The 19,375-nt window shown below is 31.1% G+C and carries 23 protein-coding genes and 1 other RNA gene; 13 read left to right on the plus strand and 11 right to left on the minus strand.

Translation table 11 applies throughout. From position 1 onward, the window contains the following. Window positions 1-5 precede the first annotated feature (5 nt). Window positions 6-104, plus strand: a complete 99-nt coding sequence (locus ACE3PD_RS10535) for an IS3 family transposase (protein ID WP_374398722.1) — start codon at window positions 6-8, stop codon at window positions 102-104. 53 nt (window positions 105-157) lie between these two features. Here ACE3PD_RS10535 and ACE3PD_RS10540 read toward each other — a convergent pair whose 3' ends face one another. The 3 genes from ACE3PD_RS10540 to ACE3PD_RS10550 are packed head-to-tail and all read right to left on the minus strand — an operon-like array spanning window position 158 to window position 2,403. Then, window positions 158-667 carry a DinB family protein gene (locus ACE3PD_RS10540; RefSeq protein ID WP_374402237.1) on the minus strand — a complete coding sequence of 170 codons (510 nt, stop codon included), beginning with the start codon at window positions 665-667 and terminating at the stop codon, window positions 158-160. A 44-nt stretch (window positions 668-711) separates the two neighbouring features. After that, window positions 712-1,191 carry an Lrp/AsnC family transcriptional regulator gene (locus tag ACE3PD_RS10545; protein WP_026726210.1) on the minus strand — a complete coding sequence of 160 codons (480 nt, stop codon included), beginning with the start codon at window positions 1,189-1,191 and terminating at the stop codon, window positions 712-714. Between the two features lie 57 nt (window positions 1,192-1,248). Beyond that, window positions 1,249-2,403, minus strand: a complete 1,155-nt coding sequence (locus ACE3PD_RS10550) for a M14 metallopeptidase family protein (protein WP_374402239.1) — start codon at window positions 2,401-2,403, stop codon at window positions 1,249-1,251. 302 nt (window positions 2,404-2,705) lie between these two features. Between ACE3PD_RS10550 and ACE3PD_RS10555 the strand changes: the two genes are divergently transcribed. Then, window positions 2,706-3,167, plus strand: coding sequence for a helix-turn-helix domain-containing protein (locus ACE3PD_RS10555; protein ID WP_374402241.1), 462 nt, complete (start codon window positions 2,706-2,708; stop codon window positions 3,165-3,167). Window positions 3,168-3,199: 32 nt separating this feature from the next. Here ACE3PD_RS10555 and ACE3PD_RS10560 read toward each other — a convergent pair whose 3' ends face one another. After that, window positions 3,200-3,754, minus strand: a complete 555-nt coding sequence (locus tag ACE3PD_RS10560) for a 1-acyl-sn-glycerol-3-phosphate acyltransferase (RefSeq protein WP_374402243.1) — start codon at window positions 3,752-3,754, stop codon at window positions 3,200-3,202. Window positions 3,755-3,810: 56 nt separating this feature from the next. Here ACE3PD_RS10560 and ACE3PD_RS10565 point away from each other — a divergent pair, with 56 nt between their 5' ends. Both ACE3PD_RS10565 and ACE3PD_RS10570 read left to right on the plus strand, forming a co-directional pair. Further along, window positions 3,811-4,473, plus strand: coding sequence for a spermidine synthase (locus ACE3PD_RS10565; RefSeq protein ID WP_374402245.1), 663 nt, complete (start codon window positions 3,811-3,813; stop codon window positions 4,471-4,473). Then, the gene (locus tag ACE3PD_RS10570) at window positions 4,473-5,180 is read left to right on the plus strand and encodes a potassium channel family protein (RefSeq protein WP_374402247.1); all 708 of its coding nucleotides are present in this window, start codon (window positions 4,473-4,475) and stop codon (window positions 5,178-5,180) included. Before ACE3PD_RS10565 ends, ACE3PD_RS10570 begins: the two co-directional genes overlap by 1 nt. Here the strand turns inward: ACE3PD_RS10570 and kdsB are convergent. Both kdsB and ACE3PD_RS10580 read right to left on the minus strand, forming a co-directional pair. Then, window positions 5,177-5,902, minus strand: coding sequence for a 3-deoxy-manno-octulosonate cytidylyltransferase (gene kdsB / locus ACE3PD_RS10575; protein ID WP_374402249.1), 726 nt, complete (start codon window positions 5,900-5,902; stop codon window positions 5,177-5,179). The genes ACE3PD_RS10570 and kdsB overlap by 4 nt on opposite strands. A gap of 27 nt (window positions 5,903-5,929) precedes the next feature. Beyond that, entirely contained in the window at window positions 5,930-7,354 is a 1,425-nt protein-coding gene (locus ACE3PD_RS10580) for an ATP-dependent RecD-like DNA helicase (protein ID WP_374402251.1), read from the minus strand. Window positions 7,355-7,475: 121 nt separating this feature from the next. Between ACE3PD_RS10580 and ACE3PD_RS10585 the strand changes: the two genes are divergently transcribed. The 4 genes from ACE3PD_RS10585 to ACE3PD_RS10600 are packed head-to-tail and all read left to right on the plus strand — an operon-like array spanning window position 7,476 to window position 10,318. After that, complete coding sequence (locus tag ACE3PD_RS10585; RefSeq protein WP_374402253.1) at window positions 7,476-8,237, plus strand: hypothetical protein; 762 nt, start codon at window positions 7,476-7,478, stop codon at window positions 8,235-8,237. Next, window positions 8,221-9,033, plus strand: a complete 813-nt coding sequence (locus ACE3PD_RS10590; protein ID WP_374402255.1) for a DUF3822 family protein — start codon at window positions 8,221-8,223, stop codon at window positions 9,031-9,033. The genes ACE3PD_RS10585 and ACE3PD_RS10590 overlap by 17 nt, the downstream gene beginning before the upstream one ends. Then, window positions 9,030-9,608 (plus strand): 16S rRNA (guanine(966)-N(2))-methyltransferase RsmD, encoded by a 579-nt coding sequence (gene rsmD / locus ACE3PD_RS10595; protein WP_374402257.1) that lies wholly within the window; start codon window positions 9,030-9,032, stop codon window positions 9,606-9,608. The genes ACE3PD_RS10590 and rsmD overlap by 4 nt, the downstream gene beginning before the upstream one ends. A gap of 14 nt (window positions 9,609-9,622) precedes the next feature. Continuing rightward, complete coding sequence (locus ACE3PD_RS10600; protein ID WP_374402259.1) at window positions 9,623-10,318, plus strand: DUF4328 domain-containing protein; 696 nt, start codon at window positions 9,623-9,625, stop codon at window positions 10,316-10,318. Here the strand turns inward: ACE3PD_RS10600 and rnpB are convergent. Then, an RNA gene (rnpB, locus tag ACE3PD_RS10605) (RNase P RNA component class A) lies at window positions 10,316-10,637 on the minus strand. The genes ACE3PD_RS10600 and rnpB overlap by 3 nt on opposite strands. A gap of 126 nt (window positions 10,638-10,763) precedes the next feature. Between rnpB and ACE3PD_RS10610 the strand changes: the two genes are divergently transcribed. From ACE3PD_RS10610 to ACE3PD_RS10620, 3 genes are all read left to right on the plus strand, one after another. Then, entirely contained in the window at window positions 10,764-11,072 is a 309-nt protein-coding gene (locus tag ACE3PD_RS10610) for a hypothetical protein (protein WP_374402261.1), read from the plus strand. A gap of 109 nt (window positions 11,073-11,181) precedes the next feature. Further along, window positions 11,182-12,255: a DNA polymerase III subunit gamma/tau gene (gene dnaX, locus ACE3PD_RS10615; protein ID WP_073585050.1), complete on the plus strand. Its 1,074-nt coding sequence runs from the start codon at window positions 11,182-11,184 to the stop codon at window positions 12,253-12,255. Window positions 12,256-12,605: 350 nt separating this feature from the next. Then, the gene (locus ACE3PD_RS10620) at window positions 12,606-12,944 is read left to right on the plus strand and encodes a DNA polymerase III (protein ID WP_374402263.1); all 339 of its coding nucleotides are present in this window, start codon (window positions 12,606-12,608) and stop codon (window positions 12,942-12,944) included. Between the two features lie 2 nt (window positions 12,945-12,946). Here the strand turns inward: ACE3PD_RS10620 and ACE3PD_RS10625 are convergent, their stop codons facing one another. Genes ACE3PD_RS10625 through ACE3PD_RS10640 form a run of 4 tightly spaced genes read right to left on the minus strand, consistent with a single transcriptional unit; the run spans window position 12,947 to window position 16,882 of the window. Next, window positions 12,947-13,405 carry a hypothetical protein gene (locus ACE3PD_RS10625; protein ID WP_374402265.1) on the minus strand — a complete coding sequence of 153 codons (459 nt, stop codon included), beginning with the start codon at window positions 13,403-13,405 and terminating at the stop codon, window positions 12,947-12,949. Window positions 13,406-13,414: 9 nt separating this feature from the next. Next, window positions 13,415-14,305 (minus strand): Ppx/GppA phosphatase family protein, encoded by an 891-nt coding sequence (locus tag ACE3PD_RS10630; RefSeq protein WP_374402267.1) that lies wholly within the window; start codon window positions 14,303-14,305, stop codon window positions 13,415-13,417. 8 nt (window positions 14,306-14,313) lie between these two features. Beyond that, entirely contained in the window at window positions 14,314-16,398 is a 2,085-nt protein-coding gene (gene ppk1, locus ACE3PD_RS10635) for a polyphosphate kinase 1 (protein WP_374402269.1), read from the minus strand. Continuing rightward, window positions 16,379-16,882 (minus strand): histidine phosphatase family protein, encoded by a 504-nt coding sequence (locus ACE3PD_RS10640; protein ID WP_374402271.1) that lies wholly within the window; start codon window positions 16,880-16,882, stop codon window positions 16,379-16,381. The genes ppk1 and ACE3PD_RS10640 overlap by 20 nt, the downstream gene beginning before the upstream one ends. Before the next feature lie 348 nt (window positions 16,883-17,230). Here ACE3PD_RS10640 and ACE3PD_RS10645 point away from each other — a divergent pair, with 348 nt between their 5' ends. Both ACE3PD_RS10645 and ACE3PD_RS10650 read left to right on the plus strand, forming a co-directional pair. After that, window positions 17,231-17,542, plus strand: a complete 312-nt coding sequence (locus tag ACE3PD_RS10645; protein WP_374402273.1) for a hypothetical protein — start codon at window positions 17,231-17,233, stop codon at window positions 17,540-17,542. Window positions 17,543-17,650: 108 nt separating this feature from the next. Beyond that, the coding region (locus ACE3PD_RS10650; protein WP_374402275.1) for a PKD domain-containing protein at window positions 17,651-19,375 on the plus strand (1,725 nt) is incomplete at its 3' end.

Raw genomic sequence — 19,375 nt, forward strand, 5'->3', positions numbered from 1 at the left:
ATGAAATAAAACAATATATAAACTATTACAATAACGAAAGAATTAAATCAAATCTAAACAAAATGAGCCCGATTAAATATCGAGCTCACTATTATCAAAATTAATTATAAATTTGTCTAAACTTTTGGGTGCAGTCTAAAATTGAATCCCTTTTTTATTATAGATATCTTTCTAAAATTACGTTTTTATGATGTAATTCATGTCCCAACAAGATATATCCAATAGCTCTTACCGAAACACTATTATTAGAAGCTGTTCCTAATCGGAGTAAATCTTCACTTGTAAAAGTTTCAAATAAACTGATAGAAGCATTTCTTACTGTTTCGTATTCTGTTAATAGATTTTCATATTCTCTATTATTAGCATTTGCAGCAACAACATAATCATTTTCTTCAAAACCTGGTAAAGCAGTCTTGTCATTTCTAGCAATACGTAAAGCACGATACGCAAATATTCTTTCCGCATCAATTAGATGCAATATAATATCTTTAACCGTCCATTTCCCTTCTGCATATCGAAATTCATGTTTAAAAACAGGAACCAATTTAAAGAAATGCAACATTTCTTCTTTTTGCTTTATAAGTCCTTTAATGATATCTTGCTCAGGAACTAATTTGATATAATTCTCGTAATATGGAGCAAATTCGTTTGGCTGTAAATTTTTCATAACTTAAAGATATAAAAAAAGCCTCAATAAGAGGCTTTCGTATTTTACAATTCTTTAAAAATCGTATGCATCAATCGTTTTTTGTCGTTGATACTCTCTTCTAAAGAAATCATGGTTTCAGTTCTGTACACACCTTCGATATCATCTATCATAAAGATAACTTCTTTAGCGTGTTTAGTATCTTTAGCTCTAATTTTACAGAAAATATTGAATTTTCCAGTAGTTACGTGAGCAACAGTTACGAATGGAATTTGATTAATTCGTTCTAAAACGAATTTAGTTTGAGACGTGTTGTGCAAGAAAACCCCAACATAAGCAATGAAAGAATATCCTAATTTTTCATAGTCTAATGTCAAAGAAGAACCTTGAATGATTCCTGCGTCTTCCATTTTCTTAACTCTCACGTGAACCGTTCCTGCAGAAATTAAAAGTTTTTTTGCAATATCTGTAAAAGGAACTCTCGTGTTATCAATCAACATGTCCAAAATTTGATGATCTACTTCATCTAGACGAAACTTACTCATAAGTGCTTATAATATTTGTTAATTTTTTGATTTTTATTCAAATCTGAAGCAAATTTATCAAATAATTTTTACACCATTGTTAAATTCTGTTAAATTATTGATAAAAAAATCAGCTTTTTCTTCTAAAATAGGAAAGTGAATCCCATTACTTAAAAACAAGCCTTCTTTACAATCATACTCTAAATGACCTTTAAAATTTTGTAAATCATCTATTTTAGTAATAGTTGCTACAAATTTTAACTGACCATTTTGTACTACTTCAGTATATTGAGCTGCAAAGTTAATTATTTTTTCAACATTATTATCAATAATTTTGACATTTTTATAAATAAAATCATAAAAACATTTATTATTTTGAGGAATCTTCAAATAATTATTCAATTCTTTATCAACTATAACGTTTTCGTAACTTCCGTCAAATGAACTCAAAAGCGAAATAAAAATAAATTTTCTTACAATATCTCTATTATAATCATCTTTATAATGCCCAGCTTCAAACAAAATCGTTGGTGTATTTTGTGTTGTAAAATAATCTCCTGTACAATTCACATTATAACCATCATCAAAACGCCCAACTTGATTTGGAATATAAAGTTGTAACGCATTATTCATATTGTTTATTATATGGATTGCTTTTAAACGCACTTCGTTATATTCCCTCTCTTCATTATAAGCTGGTGATAAAAAAGAGACGGTTGCAGGTAAATTAAAGCCTTCTGTTCCAAAAATAGTTCGTTGATCGTGTAAATTATAGCAGTAATCTGGCTGAAAACTTTTATAAACGCTATGCAAGACTTGCATTTCAGGCTGCGTAGCATTAAAAGCATCTCTATTCAAATCTACTTTATTAGCATTTTCTCTCGTATACAAGAAAGCTCCGTCTGGATTTAACATAGGAATGCATATTAAGGTATAATCCGATTTAATTCGATTTGCTATTTCATTATCAGATTTCAAGAAATTAAAGAAATCAAACAACCCTTTAGTTGTCGTAGATTCATTTCCATGCATTTGAGACCACATCAAAATTTTGGTAGTTCCATTTCCAATTTTTACTTGATGAATAACTCTTCCTTGAACCGATTTTCCAATTTCTGTAATTTCAAAATCCGAATTCAAAGAGTTTAAAAGAGGTAAAATGATATCTAAATAAATGTATTTCCCTTTAAGTTTCGGTTCTAAATATTGAGTTGCTAATTGTAAATAATCCATGATTCTATTTTGATTTACAAATGTAAACAACTTTAATTTTACATTTGTAAACACAATCAAACAACATGGAATTTACTTTTGTAAACGATTTTAATTGCTACTTATAAATGATAATATTAATTTAATTTACAATATTAAATAAGTTACCAAAATCAATAATTATTTATTTAAAATCAATTAGTTATACTATTCTATATAAAGTTTAAATTTAATTCTATTTACATTATTCACATCTGTAAACTTGTATATTCCTTTTGCTTTGTTTACATTTGTAACTCTATAATTCAAAACAACTATTTACAATGGTAAACATTGATGATTTTATTAAACGGTTAGAAATCATACTCGATTATTACAATTTATCAGCTTCGGCTTTTGCAGATAAAATAAATGTACAGCGCTCGAGTTTGTCTCACCTACTCTCTGGTAGAAACAAACCAAGCTTGGATTTTATCATTAAAGTAATTGAGGTTTTTCCTGAAGTAGATTTGTATTGGATTTTGAATGGAAAAGGTAATTTTCCAAAATCAGAAAATGCAACTCAGACAGTTTTAGAAGAAGAAAAAAAAGCTTCTACATTATCGTTTATAGAAACAACTAATTCGGAACCAGATTTATTTTCAACTGTAGAAAAAGGAATTGCTTCTACTCTTTCAGAACCTAATCCTGTAGAATCGTTTAAAACAGAAAATAATTCTCATGAAGAAATTGAGCGCATTGTAGTGTTTTTTAAAAATGGTACTTTTAAAAACTATAAACCATAAAAAAACTCTGAATTGCTCCAGAGTTCTATTTTTTAAATATCTGTAAAACTTTTTTCAGGAATTTTACCAATTACATCTTTGTAATACGATTTTAAAAATTTTAAATCAGCTTCAATATTTCCTGTTGGATAAAATGGTTCGTGATACACCACCTGTTTTCTTCCGTAATCAAACGCTACAGGAATAATTGGAACATTTGCTTTTAGGGCCATGTAATAAAAACCTGTTTTCCATTCGGTTACTTTTTTTCTTGTACCTTCTGGAGCAATAGCTAATCTAAAAACTTCTTTTTCATGAAATATTTTCGCGATAGTATCTACTTTATTCTCGTTTTTTTGACGATTTAAAGGCGTTCCGCCTGTCCAAGTAAAGAAATAATTAAAAGGAAATACAAATAATTCTTTCTTAGCCACGTAATTAATTTCTAAATTTAGAATTCCACGAGAGAAAATCCCTAGAAAAAAGTCCCACCAACTTGTATGAGGAACGGCTATAATGACACATTTTTTGACTATTGGTGATATTGTTCCAACTACTTTCCATCCAAAAATTTTACAGAAAATAAATTTGTATATAATTTGTTTCATGAGAGGCTATTTTGAGACAAAAATAAAATTATATTTACGATTACAAACAAAGTTACATGATTAAGCGCTTACTTAGTTTTTTATTACCTGTAAAAATTCATCAAAAGAAATCGGTTTACAGTAAAAACCTTGAAGTTACCTGGAATAATGGGTATTTAGTTTTGGATTCGGAGAATACCAATTATTCTTTCGGAAGCTTGCAACGTGTGCTTAAAAAAGGATTGAAATACATTGGTTATGAACGAATTCAGAATTTTAATTCTATTTTAGTCTTAGGTGTTGCTGGCGGAAGTGTAATTGAAACGCTAAAAAAAGAAATCAAATTTGAAGGAAAAATCACAGGAGTTGAAATTGATGCCGATGTGATTGAATTAGCAACAAAATATTTTGGATTAGGAAATTATAACAATGTTTCAATTGTGAATGACGACGCTTTTGAATTCGTTTTAAAAACCAAAGAAAAATACGATTTAATCATTATCGATATCTTTCAAGATACTACAATGCCCAACTTTCTATTTGAAGATTTCTTTATTAATCGTATTAACTTTTTACTTAATGTAAATGGATTTATCTTGTTTAATACTATGGTTTTAGGTTATCAAGATAGAAGAAGAAATGTTGATTATAAAAATAAATTTGATACTAATTATTCGGTAAGATTATATCCAAAAATTGAAGTTCATAACGAACTGTTTACTATTAAAAAATTAGCATAATGAGTGTTGTTAAAAAATTATTGGTTGGAAAAGTAAATAAAATTACCCATCACAATATAAGTCCTCTGAAAAAAACTATTCTAAATATAAGAGCTATTTGGAATAATGACCATGAAGAAGATAACGGAATTGAAAAAATCGTTCGCTTATTTTTATCTTCTTCCCAACTCCTATTTCCAGGAATATACATTAAGCATTTTGCAAATAAATTGGGTCACGAGTACAAAGATTTGGCAATGGACTTTTACATTTTGGCTAAAGTCGTATTTCCAATTTTAATACTTATAAATGATTGGCAAACCAACAATTATGTCGTTTTAGTATTAATTTACATATTGTTGGAAACTGTTTTGTACATTCCAACATTAATTTTTGCTTCTGATTTATTTTCACAACCAAGGTCATATAAAAGATCGATGTTGCTATTATTTTTTAATTATTTAGAATCTGTTTTGGCATTTGCAGTAATTTACAGAACTGGAGATTACTTGAATGCCCCACTAAATAATTGGTTCGATGCCGTTTATTACAGTTTTGTTACCTCTTCTACAATTGGATACGGAGATTATTATCCGGTAGCAACTGAAGGAAAAGTCTTTACTATTTTACAAGTCTTTTTATTTTTGTTCTTTGTGATTCTTTTCTTGAATTTCTTTTCATCAAAAATTAAAACAAAAGGCTATTTTAGTGATAAAACAGAACTTTAAAGCAATTTTCTAGCTCTTTCTAAGTCTTCTGGAGTATCAATTCCAATGCTTCCGTGTGAAGTTTCTACCATTTTAATACGTTTTCCGTATTCTAAGTAACGAAGTTGTTCTAATTTTTCAGAAGCTTCTAACGATAACATTGGTAAACGATAAAAATCCATTAACGCTTCTTTTCTGAAAGCGTAAATTCCGATGTGCTTCATATAACGAACACCTGCATTTTCTTCTCTAGGATAAGGAATTACCGAACGCGAAAAGTATAACGCAAAACCTTGTTGGTCTGTAATTACTTTTACGTTATTCGGATTATTAATCTCTTCTTTGTCAGTAATTTGAAACATCAAAGAACCCAAATCGACTTTCTTTTCGATATCGTTTTTGAATACTTCGATTAATTCTTCTAAAGGTTTTTTGTTTATAAATGGCTCATCGCCTTGAACGTTAATTACAACGTCAACATCCATATTTTCAACAGCTTCCGCAATTCTGTCGCTTCCGCTTTCGTGTTCTTTTATCGACATGATGGCTTTGCCTCCATTCGAAATGATTTCGTTGAAAATCAAATCAGAATCCGTCACTACAAAAACATCATCAAATAAATTTGTTGAAATAGCGGCTTCATACGTACGAAGAATTACGGTTTTGCCTCCCAAATCTTGCATTAATTTGGCAGGGAAACGTGTGGAAGCATATCGAGCGGGAATAACAGCTATTATTTTCATTTTTGATTTTGTTTGATTACAAAAGTATTAATTTTCAAAAAACTCATCCTTAAATCCGATTAAATATAATTTTTCTTCAGCACGCGTGATGGCGGTGTATAACCAACGTACATAATCTACATCAATTCCATCAGGTAAATAGGGTTGTTCTACAAAAACGGTTTTCCATTGACCACCTTGCGATTTATGACACGTAATAGCATACGAAAATTTCACCTGAAGCGCATTGAAATAAGGGTTTTCTTTTACTTTCTGTAATTTTTTATATTGTTGTCGTTCTTCTTCATAATCCAATAAAACTTCCTGATACAATTTATTCGATTCTTCATAAGTCAACGAAGGCGATTCACTCATAATCGTATCTAACATAATAACAGTGTCAAACGGAATTTGATTCGGATAATCCACCATTCTGATTTTTACGGTGGCAAATTTGAATCCGTACAACTCTTGAATTTTTCTAATTTCTAGAATTTCTACAATATCACCATTAGCAATGAAACCAGCTTCTGAATTTTCGGGTAACCAAAAATAATTATTTTTCACGACCATTAAATAATCTCCAGTAGAAATTTCACTTTCTTTGGACAAAATAGAAGCTCTAATTTGTTGGTTGTATTGATTGGCTCTTTTATTGGAACGCAAAATAAAAGCGGTATCTTCTATACTATAATTATCATACGCTTGATGAATGGCATCTTGAATTTCATATCCATCTTGCAAGCGAACAATATCCTTAAACCCTTTTAATTTGAATTGGAACGTATCAATAAAATGCGAATGCAGTAATTCTCGTAATTGAGTAGCATTATACAAAATTCCAGAATGTTCCGCTTGACGCATCACTTCGTCCAACTCTATATGATGCACATTTTTTTGATAATGAAGCGAAAGCGAGTCAATATCCAAAGCAGGACTCACACTCATGTTAACAGGCGGCAACTGAGCGGTATCACCTATTAATAAGAGTTTGCAATTATTTCCAGCATCAACATAAAAAAACAAATCATCTAACAACGAACCATTTTCATACAGTTTAGAATCTTGATTATTATCCGAAATCATCGAAGACTCATCTACTATAAAAAGAGTATTTTTAAATTTATTTTGTTGCAAAGTAAAGCTTACTCCTCCGGTTTTATTTTTTTTGGGGAAATAAATTCGTTTATGTATTGTGTAAGCCGGTTTTCCTGAGTAATTACTGATTACTTTTGCAGCTCTACCTGTTGGTGCAAGTAATACCGCTTTCATATTAACATCGGCTAAATTATTAATTACGGTAGAAATTATGGTTGTTTTACCCGTTCCGGCATAACCTTTGAGGATAAAAATATCATCAGAAGTTGAGTTCAAAATAAAATCGGCAATTTTTTGAAAAAAAATATCCTGCTTTAGAGTGGGTTGAAACGGAAAATTATTTTGTAATAAATTGTAAAACAGCTTGTAAGTCATAAAAAAGATTTGGCCAATATTAATTTTTCAAATATACTGATGATTTTTACAAGAAATTCTTTTGTGTAGAAAAAAAAATTGTAGATTTGCGTACCTATTTAACTAAAAATAAATTAATAAAATGTTAGAAATTGCTATTTATTTAGTCGTATTAATTATTTTAATCTTTGCGTTGGTTAAACTAATTGACAAATTTGTTACTCCAGGAAATAAAAAATTATTCACTATTGTATTATGGGGAATTTCTCTTTTTCTTGTATATTTAATATACGCTTCGATTATGAAACCAATCGAGTTTCAAAATGAAAAAGAAGCTCGCTACGAAGTAGCTGTTAAAACAATGTTAGATATTAAAAAATTACAAACAGGTTACAAGTCTGTTCATGGAAAATATGCTGACACTTTTGATGAATTAGTAAAATTTGTTGAAAATGGCGAATTTGAAATTATTTCAAGAAAAGATACTGCTGTAATTGATGCTGCTAAAAATGCTGCTTTTGGTATTAAAGTTGGAGCTGACGGAGTTGGTGGTTTCTTTAAAGACGAAGTAATTATTACAAAATTAGGAACAGTTAAAGTAAAAGATTCATTATTCAAAAATTCTGACAGATACAAAAGATTAAATGTTGTAAAAGTTGGTGATGTTGAAGTTCCTGTAGTTATGAAAACAGGTGTAGTTTCAAGAAACGACATGAATCTTTCTGTTTTCCAAGCTATTATTGACAAAAATGCTTTATTAAAAGATTTAGATCAAGAATTAGTAAAACAAGAAAATAAAGTTGAGTCTATTGACGAAATCAATGGTCCTCAAATTATTTTAGGTTCACTAGAAGAAGTAACTCTTACTGGAAACTGGCCAAAAAAATATGGTAATAACGAATAACGACATTACTCAAAAAACATACAAAAAGTTGTCCATTCAGGTTTCCTTGAGTGGACTTTCTTTTTGTGTATTTGATTTACTTTCCAATAAAGTAACAAACACAATGTCAATTCACTTTGAGAAAAATAAAGTAATTGAAGAACAATTGTGGCGCACATTTGTTGATTATCCTATCTTAACAAAATCATTTGATGAAGTAATGGTAATTCATGATAATAACTTGAATACTTTTGTCCCTACTTCCCTATTTGATGTTCATTTTTTAGCAAGTTACTTGCAATACAATACTAAAGTTTTTGAAACTGATTTTTTTACACATGATGTTATTTTTCCTTACGAAATGAATAACGTTTATGTGCCATTCGTTAATATCAATAACTTTTTATTAGACCAATACGAAACTTTTGAATACCAAAATGCCAATTCTATTTTAGTAAAACAACTTTTGGATTTGTCCAAGAATAAAGAAGAAAAACAAGTTTTTGTTCATCTTCAAAAAGAGCATTTTGAAATTGTTGTGGTAAAAAATCAGCAGTTAATTCTTTTCAATTCATTTCAATACAATACACCAGAAGATTTTATTTATTTCATCTTGTTTACTTGCGAACAATTACAATTAAATCCAGAAACTATTTCAGTTCAGCTTTTTGGAAATTGTACGGAAGAAGATGCATTTTTTAAAATTGCGTACCAATACATTAGAAATTGTACTTTACTTGATGTTTCAAATAAAGCTTCAATCTTAGACGTTTCTTCTGCAGAATTGAGAAATCACTTTATACTTTATCATTCATGAGAATTATCTCCGGAAAACACAAAGGGCGCCGTTTAGTAGCTCCAAAAAACTTACCTGTTCGTCCTACAACCGACATGTGTAAAGAATCCTTATTCAATATTCTGAATAACTACTTTAATTTTCACGGATTAAAAGTTTTGGATTTGTTTTCTGGTACTGGAAACATTAGTTACGAATTCGCATCTCGTGGTGCTGGACCTATAACTAGTGTTGATGGCGATACGGGTTGTGTAAATTTCATCAAAAAAACGGCAACAGAATTAGATTTAGACATCAGCGTAATCAAAAGTGATGTTTTCAAATTCTTAGAAAAAAGCAAAGCAAATTATGATATCATTTTTGCTGATCCGCCTTATGATTTAAGCCAAGAAAATTTTGAAAAAATAATTGAGCTTATTTTTGAAAACGAACTTTTAGACGAAGAAGGAATGTTAATTGTAGAGCATTCTAAACATACCAAATTAGATCATTTGACTAATTTTTCTTTTTCTAAAAGCTATGGCGGTTCTGTTTTCTCATTCTATGAATTCGAAAGCGACGAAGAAGAAGAATTTGAAGACGAAGATGAAGGATAAAAAAATACTATCATATGTTAAAAAATAACAACCAAAGAGCTAAAAATATAATTACTATTTTTTCAATACTATTTGTTTTAAATGTTATTGCAATTATTTCTGATTTACTACAATATAGTATGCTAAATTCTATTGAAGGATTTTCTTTAGAAGAGGCAGAATTAAATGATTCGAGACAAAGAATTGTAGCAATAATAACTTTTGGAATCTATATTCTATGCTATATTTTCTTTATTCTTTGGTTTAGAAGAGCCTATTATAACTTACATCAAGTTGTAAAACATCTAGAACACACTGAAGGTTGGGCTGCGGGAGCTTGGTTTGTTCCTATTTTGAATCTTTTCAGACCTTATCAAATAATGAGAGAACTTTATATTGAAACTGAGAATTATATCTGTAAAGTAAAATCTGATTATAAGAAAAAATTAAATGTGACTTTTGTTGGAATTTGGTGGACGCTTTGGATAATTGCTTCTTTTTTAGAAAGAATTGGAATGCGACTAAACATGGATGCAGAAACATTAGAAGAAATAACTAGAGCAACTAAAATAAATTTAGCTAACGAATTTTTCACGATTCCACTTTGTTTGATAATTATCAAAGTGATAAAAGATTACAATAACGTTGAAAGAGAATTATTTGAAATTGAAAAAAATAAAAATCTAGAAGTTTCAGATAATCCAAACGAAGTTATCTCAACAACAGAATAAAAAAGCAGACCTATAAGCCGGATTCTGTCTCCAATAAATCGGAGCCTTATCATTTATCTAGACTAAACATTACTGCTTAGCTCAAGCTGCCTACCCTTCAACATCGGACGAGTCGCCCTTATTCTGATTGCTCAGAAACTGCTGATATACTTGGCATTTCACCGCATAGAGTTTACCTGGTTTCACTACAGCATTACCTGTACATACTTTCTGTTGCACTTGTCCTCACCTTTCGGCGGATGGGCGTTACCCACTATGCTACTCTGTGGTGTCCGGACTTTCCTCCCCGCCAAGGCGGGACGATAAGGCGGTCTGCGGTGCAAACTTACAACAAATTATATCGTTTTAAAGAAATTTTAATAGATAGTTTAACATAATCTTTAGCTTTTAAGAGCTAATATATTCGTAAATTTATAGTTCGAAAATTTTATAATACTTAATTCTCATGTCAACTATTTATCACTACGCTTCTGTCTCCGAAGCGCTTACAAAATTAAGAGAGAAAGGGTTTACATTTGATTTTAATCAAAATGAAGAAGATATTATTTTGCATCCCGAAAATTATACCATCAACCACATTTATCATTACGAAGGCAACTCCAATCCAGATGATGAAGCAACCGTTTATGGTATCGTTTCAAAATATGGATTAAAAGGAGTTTTTGTGACTGGAACTTCGGCTAATTCTTCTGATAAAAATGCTGAAGCTATTGCTAAACTTTCAATTAAAGGTAAGCATTTCACAACACTTTAATAGCAAAATATCAAATTGTGAATAACTTTTATAAAGATTCCCTCCAATTTGAATTGCGGAATTTGCTTTTTGGAATTTCCCAACCTATATTTGTGTTTCAATAGAATTTATGGAACAATTTATCGTATCAGCTCGTAAGTATCGTCCGCAGACATTTAAAGATGTTGTCGGACAACAGGCTATTACTAATACTTTGTTGAATGCTATTGAAACGAATCACTTAGCGCAAGCTTTACTATTTACTGGTCCTCGTGGTGTTGGAAAAACAACTTGTGCACGAATTCTAGCTCGAAAAATCAATCAGGAAGGATATGATGATCCGTATGAGGATTTCTCTTTCAACGTTTTTGAATTAGATGCGGCTTCTAACAATGGTGTGGATGATATTAGAAGTATTATCGATCAAGTTAGAATACCTCCACAAACTGGAAAATACAAAGTATATATTATTGATGAGGTGCACATGCTTTCACAAGCGGCTTTTAATGCTTTCCTGAAAACATTAGAAGAACCCCCTAAACATGCCATTTTCATCTTAGCGACTACTGAAAAACACAAAATTATTCCAACGATTTTATCGCGTTGTCAAATTTTTGATTTCAAAAGAATTACGGTTAAAGATGCGAAAGAACATCTAGCGGAAATTGCGAAAGAACAAGGAATTACCTTTGAAGATGATGCGCTTCACATCATTGCTCAAAAAGCAGATGGTGCTATGCGTGATGCTTTGTCTATTTTTGATCGTGTCGTTTCTTATTGTGGAAAAAACCTTACTAGACAAGCGGTTACCGAAAATTTAAACGTACTCGATTTTGAATATTACATCAAAATCACGGATTTAATTTTAGAAAATAAAATTCCGGATTTGCTTTTAGCTTACAATGACATTTTAGCAAAAGGTTTTGACGGACATCATTTTATTGCTGGTTTGGCTTCGCACTTTAGAGATTTATTGGTTTGTAAAAATCCTGCAACTTTATCTTTATTGGAAGCGGGAGAACATGCCCAAAGTTTATATGCAGCTCAATCTCACAAAGCCATGCACGATTTCTTATTAAAAGGAATTGAATTAGCTAATGAATGCGATTTGAAATATAAAGTCAGTCAAAATCAGCGCCTTTTAGTTGAACTTTGTTTGATGCAATTAGCCTCTATCACTTTTGATGGAGAAAAAAAAAAGTAGCTAAATTTATCATTCCGGCTACGTATTACAAGAACAACTCCTACTCTATTACTGAAGTTCCAACGGTTAAAACTCAGGTTCCAACTGAGGAAACAAAACCTGTTGTTGTATCTGAAACCGTTGTAAACGAACCTATAGTTACGGAAATTCCTCAAGTTCAAAATGAAGTAGTTGCTGCAATTGTTCCTGAAATTCCAAAACCTGTTTTAACCAATTTAAATCCAACTGGAACTAAAGTTTCGGCACTTTCATTAGCGAGTATTAAAGCGAAAAAAGAGTTAGAAGCCCAACAACAAACCGTTCAAAGGCATCGCGAAGAATTACCTTCAGAAGCCTTTAACGAAACCGATATGTTGTTGCAGTGGAATAAGTTTGCTCAAAAAATGGTAGACAGCGGAAAACGTTTGATGGCAACGTACATGCAAATGAACGACCCAACATTAAACGGTACAAAAATCACATTAGAACTTCCTAACCAAAGTACAAAAGAAGAGTTTTTATCAGGTTCAATTGAATTATTAGGCTATTTAAGAGGTAAATTACACAACCACGATATTACTATTGAAGTTGTTGTAAATGAAACTACTGAAAATAAATACGCCTTCACTCCACAAGAAAAATTTGAACGTTTAAAACAAATTAATCCAGCTTTAGATTTATTGAGAAAGACGTTTGATTTGGATGTGTAAAACTATTTAAACTCTTCGATTTCAAGATTTGTGGTTTCTAATAATAATTGTATGGTTTGCTTTAAATCATGCAACTTATTGATATCAATACCAGACATTTTAAATGAAATGGAATCAGATATAGAAAAACCTATTTCTAATTCTGTAATAGAACCATCTAAAATATCTTGATAACTATTTAAGACTTCAGAAATATTTACTTTTTTAAATTGTTCTATAATTTTTTGAAATTGAATATCTGTTATTGTCGTTTTTGTTTTTATTTTCTCCAATCCTGAATAGCTAATAATATTGACAACTAAATAATCTTTTTTTTGATTTTCTTTAGTAATTAATATTTCAACACTAGAAAATGCAACACTAGAAATGTTGTATTTAAATTTTAAAAAATCAACTTTTACGTCCTGAGCTTGCGAAAAAGAAAATAAAAACAGAAAAATAAACGTATTAAATATTTTCATAAAAATTAATTAAATCTTCCCATAATACATCGCCTTAACAATTCCATCTGATAATCCAATTTTTGGTACGTAAATATGTCGGGCACCACTCCATTTCATGGCGTTAAGATAGATTCTTGTAGCTGGAATAATTACATCGGCGCGGTCTGGGTTTAAACCTATTTCAGCGATTCTTTGTTCGTATGTCATGCTGTTCAACTTTTGGTATTGCGAACTCACATATACATACGAAAGCGGTTTATCTTGTTGTTTTTCAGATAATTTGAATAATTTATTAATATTTCCACCGGAACCAATTAGTGTGATGTCTTCAAAAGGTTCGGTGTTGGTTTTAATCCATTTTTCAATTTCTTGCCAAACGACTTCGTTTACCATGTTATTTAACAAGCGAACGGTTCCGTTTTTAAACGATTTAGATGCGATGATTTTCCCTTCGTAGAATAAAGAAAATTCGGTACTTCCACCACCAACATCCACATATAAATAGGCTTTATCGGTACTAATGAATTGTTTTAAATCGGATGCCGCAATAATAGCGGCTTCTTTTTTTCCATCGATGATATCAATTTTAATATCGGCTTTCTTTTTGATGATTTCGACTACTTCTTTACCATTATAAGCTTCTCGCATGGCTGAAGTAGCACACGCTTGATATTTTTCTACCTTGTGTACTTTCATCAATAATTTGAAGGCTTTCATGGCGTCAATCATTCTTTCAATATTTTCCTCGGTAATTTCGCCTACGGTAAAAGCGTCTTGTCCTAAACGAATAGGAACACGAACTAAGGAACTCTTATTGAATTGAGGCGCTTGACCTTCTTGCTCTACAATATTGGTTACCAATAACCTCATGGCATTGGAACCGATATCGATAGCTGCATATTTTTTTATTGTAATCATCTATATTTTTATTGCACGTTTTCGGCAATCACATCTAATTTGTTTTGGTAATAATTGTACATTTCTTGTTGGGCTCTGAATGGTTTTTCATCACCACGTTTTCTGTAACGATTTAATAAATCTGCCGAATGAATACGGGCTTTTACGTTAGCTTTCCAACCTATTTCGAAAGTTTCAATTAATTCTTTTCTAATTTCAGGATCATAAATAGGACAGGTTACTTCTACCCTTGCATCTAAATTACGTGTCATAAAATCTGCCGATGAAATAAAAACTTCAGGATCGCCTTCATTTCCAAAAATATAAATTCGGGAATGTTCTAAATAATTATCTACGATACTGATGGCTTCAATATTTTCGCTTAAACCTTTAACTCCTGGAATTAAACAACAAATTCCTCTAATTATCAATTGAATTTTAACTCCTGCTTGACTTGCTTCATACAGTTTATCCGTCATTTTAAAATCGGATATACTGTTCATTTTCAATTTAATATAAGCTTCTTTTCCTGAAAGCGCATTTAAAATTTCTCTATCAATTAGTTTATTAAAACGGCTTCTGGTATAATGTGGTGACACAATTAAGTGCTTGTAACGATGTACTCTATAATTCACATCGAAGAAATCGAAAATCTTAGCAGCGTCTTTAAGAATTTCAACATTGCTTGTAAATAAAGTCACATCTGTATAAACTTTAGCTGAATTTTCATTGAAATTTCCGGTCGAAATAAATCCGTAGCGTTTAACTCTTCCTTCTTCAATGCGCTCGATAACACATATTTTGCTGTGAACTTTTAAACCTTTTACTCCAAAAATCAATTCGATACCTTCGGTTTGCATTTGTTCGGAATAGGAAATATTACTTTCTTCATCAAAACGCGCTTGCAATTCGATTTGAACCGTTACTTTTTTTCCGTTTTTAGCAGCATTAATCAAAGAACTCACGATTTGCGAATTCTTAGCCAAACGATACAATGTAATTTTTATAGAAGCTACTTTTGGATCTAAAGCCGCTTCTCGCAAAAATTTGATGATATAAGAAAAAGACTGATATGGCGCATAAAGCAAGTAATCTTTCTTTTTAATTCGTTCTAAAATACTACCTTCTAATGATAATCCTGGAACGGGTAATGGTAAGTTTTCTCTGTAAAGCAAGTCGTATCGACCTAAATTTGGGAAGTTCATGTAATCTCTACGATTGTGATATCTTCCTCCAGGAATAATACTATCAGAACTTAAAATATTCATTCCTTTTAGGAAAAATTCCAAAGTATCTTTTCCAATAGCTTGATCGTAAACAAAACGAACCGGTTCTCCTACTCTTCGTTCTTTAACCGAATTGGAAATCTTTTCCATTAAACTTTTACTCAAATCACTATCAAATTCCAACTGAGCATCACGAGTAATTTTAATCATGTTAGCCGAAATGCTTTCATAATTAAATATGTTAAATATACTATTTAAGTTAAGACGTATAACATCGTCAAGAAGAATAATATACTGTTTGTCAGAATTAGAAGGAAGAACTACAAATCGGTTAATCGTATTAGGAATTTCGATTACTGCATATTTAATTTCTTCGTTTTGAGATTCTGATTTCATAACCAATTTAATTGCTAAATATCCCGAAGTATCCTTTAATAAAGGAAATTCTTCTAAGTCATTTAACATGATAGTTACCACAGCCGGACTAACTTTTTGAATGAAATAATCGTGAATAAAATTTTCTTGATCTTTAGTAACTTGATTTTCGTTAATAATGAAAATATTTTCTTTTTCCAGCTTTTTTTCAATTTCACTTAAAATACGTAAACTTTCCGATTGTTGTTCGATAACAATATCGGTGATTTCTTTAAGTAACTGTTTAGCTGGAACTCCCAGAATTTTTTCAGTTTCATTAGTTTCAAGACTCATACGACGAATTGCCGCATAACGCACTCTGAAAAATTCATCTAAATTGTTAGAGAAAATCCCAAGAAAACGAAATCGATCTAATAAAGGTACATTTTCATCATTGGCTTCTTGAAGCACTCTTGCATTAAACGTTAACCAACTTTTTTCTCTATCTATGTAGTTATTTGTAGGATTGTTCATTTTTAAACTGGCTTGGAAATAATGTTGCTTTAGTTTGTCCTTTTGATATGTTATTCCAATCATCGGTATCAAATTGCAAAGCAACTACTCCAGATGTTGGTACATTATCTATATAAAGGTCTCCAAATTTATTAACAAATTTTGTAATAGCTTCATTATGTCCGAAAAGAATTAAGCTATCATATGAATTTTCACAATTTTTTACGCTTTTTTCTAAGCTCTTAGCATCAAAAGTGTACAAATCCTCTGAAAAACGAATTGTTTCGAGTGGAATTGAAAGATATTGAGAAAATATAAAAGCCGTTTCTTGTGTTCGTTTTGCTTTACTGCACCAAACAATGTAAGAAGGAGGTAAAATTTTTGGTGTTTTTGAAGCGATTAAATGCGCATCACGAACACCTCGTTGAGAGATAGATCTATCAATATCTTGAACTGGAGCATCCCAACTTGATTTAGAATGTCTAATAAGTATTAAATTTTTCATAGTTATTAGTTTAGAAAATTAAATTACTCATTTTTTTTGAATTAGAAGTTAAAGCTTTTGCTAATTTTAAGTTAGTTAATAGATTTTTTTTAACACTTTATCGAAAACACTGACCTAATTGTATCTAACTATTAGTTTTTGAGTAATTTAGCTCCAAGAAATTTCTACAATAGTTGCCCTAACTAGAACTTTAATTACTTTTTATAAGAAATAGATATGAGTTAAAAAAGTTAATTTAAATTATTTTAAAAAAGATTACTCCCGTTTTGTTTTTCCCCAACTATTAATCATTTACTACTCGTTTTTGGTCTATTTTTTCAATTATTGTTAAATTAAATCAAAACGTTCATGAAAATAAAAATTACCATTTCGATATTATTTATCTGTCTTGGGTTTAATTTTGTTCATTCACAATTTACAACAACAAAACCCGATTTAAGATTATGTGGTACTGCTCCTAATTATTATCAGGATTACTATAATTGTACGTCAAATAACTACACTTTAGATGATGTATTTTTAAGTTTAACCGATGTTAATGGCGTTCCACTAAATAATACTACGTGTACACCAGGTGTGCCTCAAACCATGTATGTAATGCTAAATTACACATCAAATTCAAATAGTAATATATATCATGTAAGAATGTTTGCTGATTAAGAAATTGATGGTGTTGTTACACAATTAAATGTTAACTTAGGAACAGTTGCCCCTGGTTCAGGACAACGTCTGCTTTATGGCCCATTTACATGGGTTTGTGGACAAGAAATGATTCTGAATAGAATTTTAATTGTTTGGAAAACCTCAGGAAATGGAACCGAATTAGTTCCTTATTCTTGTAGCACCTATAACAAATCACAATGCGAATTCCCTGCAAGCGTTGTTATTACTGCTCCACTAGCCGTTCAATTTGATTATTCTGGTTGTACTGTAGGGAATATTTCAACCATTAATTTCGATTCAACAACTAATGGAGGAACTCCTCCTTATACTTATGCTTGGGATTTTGATTCTAATGGAACAGTTGATTCTACACAAGAAAATCCTACTTTCAATTACAATAATTCTTCATCCAACACAGCTACTTTAACAGTAACTGACGCGATGGGATTGACAAATACATATTCTGTTCCTATTGTTTATCCAAGCGAAGTTAATGTAAATGCAAATGTTCAAGGTTTAACTTGTGTACCTGGTTCAACTGCTTCAATTGATTTAACTATCTCAGGAGGAACGGCTCCTTATACCGTTTTATGGAATACTGATGCAACTTCTCAAGATTTATCAAACTTAGGAATAGGAACTTATTCAGCAACAATTACTGATGCTTTAGGATGTATTAAAAATTACACAACTACAATTTCTGCTGTGGTTTGTTGTGAATTTTTAGTAACCTGTCCAACATTTTCACCTATAAGTTTACAATGTTATGATTTATTACCTCAAACAACTTTTTTAACTGAATTAGAATTTGAAGCTTTAGGAAATGGTAATGGTATAATTGGAAACAATCCTTGTGGTGTAATTCAAATAACTGCTTCAAATAGTGCTTATTTAGGTTGTAATACACAAGTAACCCGAACTTATACAATTACCGAATACTTAGATGCAAATGATAACGGAATAAGAGATGCTGGAGAAAATACAATTTTAAATGTTGTAACATGTAGCCAGATATTTACTATCAATGATACAACGAATCCAACAATTACAACTCAAGCTTCAAATTTAGAAGTACAATGTGATGGAAGTGGAAATACTGCTGCTTTAAACGCTTGGTTGGCTTCTAACGGAGGCGCTTCAGCTAGCGATGCTTGTTCTTCAGTGACTTGGAGCAATAACTTTACTGCAGTTTCTGATACTTGTGGAGCAACGGGTTCGGCAACAGTGACTTTCACTGCTACTGATGCTTGTGGAAATGCTTCTACTACTTCGGCAACTTTCACTATTGTTGATGATACTAATCCTGTGATTGCTACTGAGGCTTCGGATCTAACAGTGCAATGTGATGGTTTAGGAAATACTGCTGCTTTAAACGCTTGGTTAGCTTCTAACGGTGGCGCTTCAGCTAGCGATGCTTGTTCTTCAGTAACTTGGAGCAATAACTTTACTTCAGTTTCGGATACTTGTGGTGCTACTGGTTCGGCAACAGTGACTTTTACTGCTACTGATAATTGTGGAAATAGTTCATCTACAACTGCTACTTTTACCATCATCGACACAACAAATCCTGTGATTTCGGTGCAAGCTTCTAACTTAGAAGTGCAATGTGATGGTGCTGGAAATACGGCTGCTTTAAACGCTTGGTTAGCTTCTAACGGTGGTGCTTCTGCTAGCGATGTTTGTTCTTCGGTAACTTGGAGTAACAACTTTACTTCGGTTTCTGACACTTGTGGAGCTACTGGTTCGGCAACAGTTACTTTTACAGCTACTGATAATTGCGGAAATAGTTCTTCAACTACTGCTACGTTTACAATAATTGATAACACAAAT

Origin of the sequence: Flavobacterium sp. (assembly GCF_041911335.1) — a bacterium.
Lineage (GTDB): Bacteria > Bacteroidota > Bacteroidia > Flavobacteriales > Flavobacteriaceae > Flavobacterium.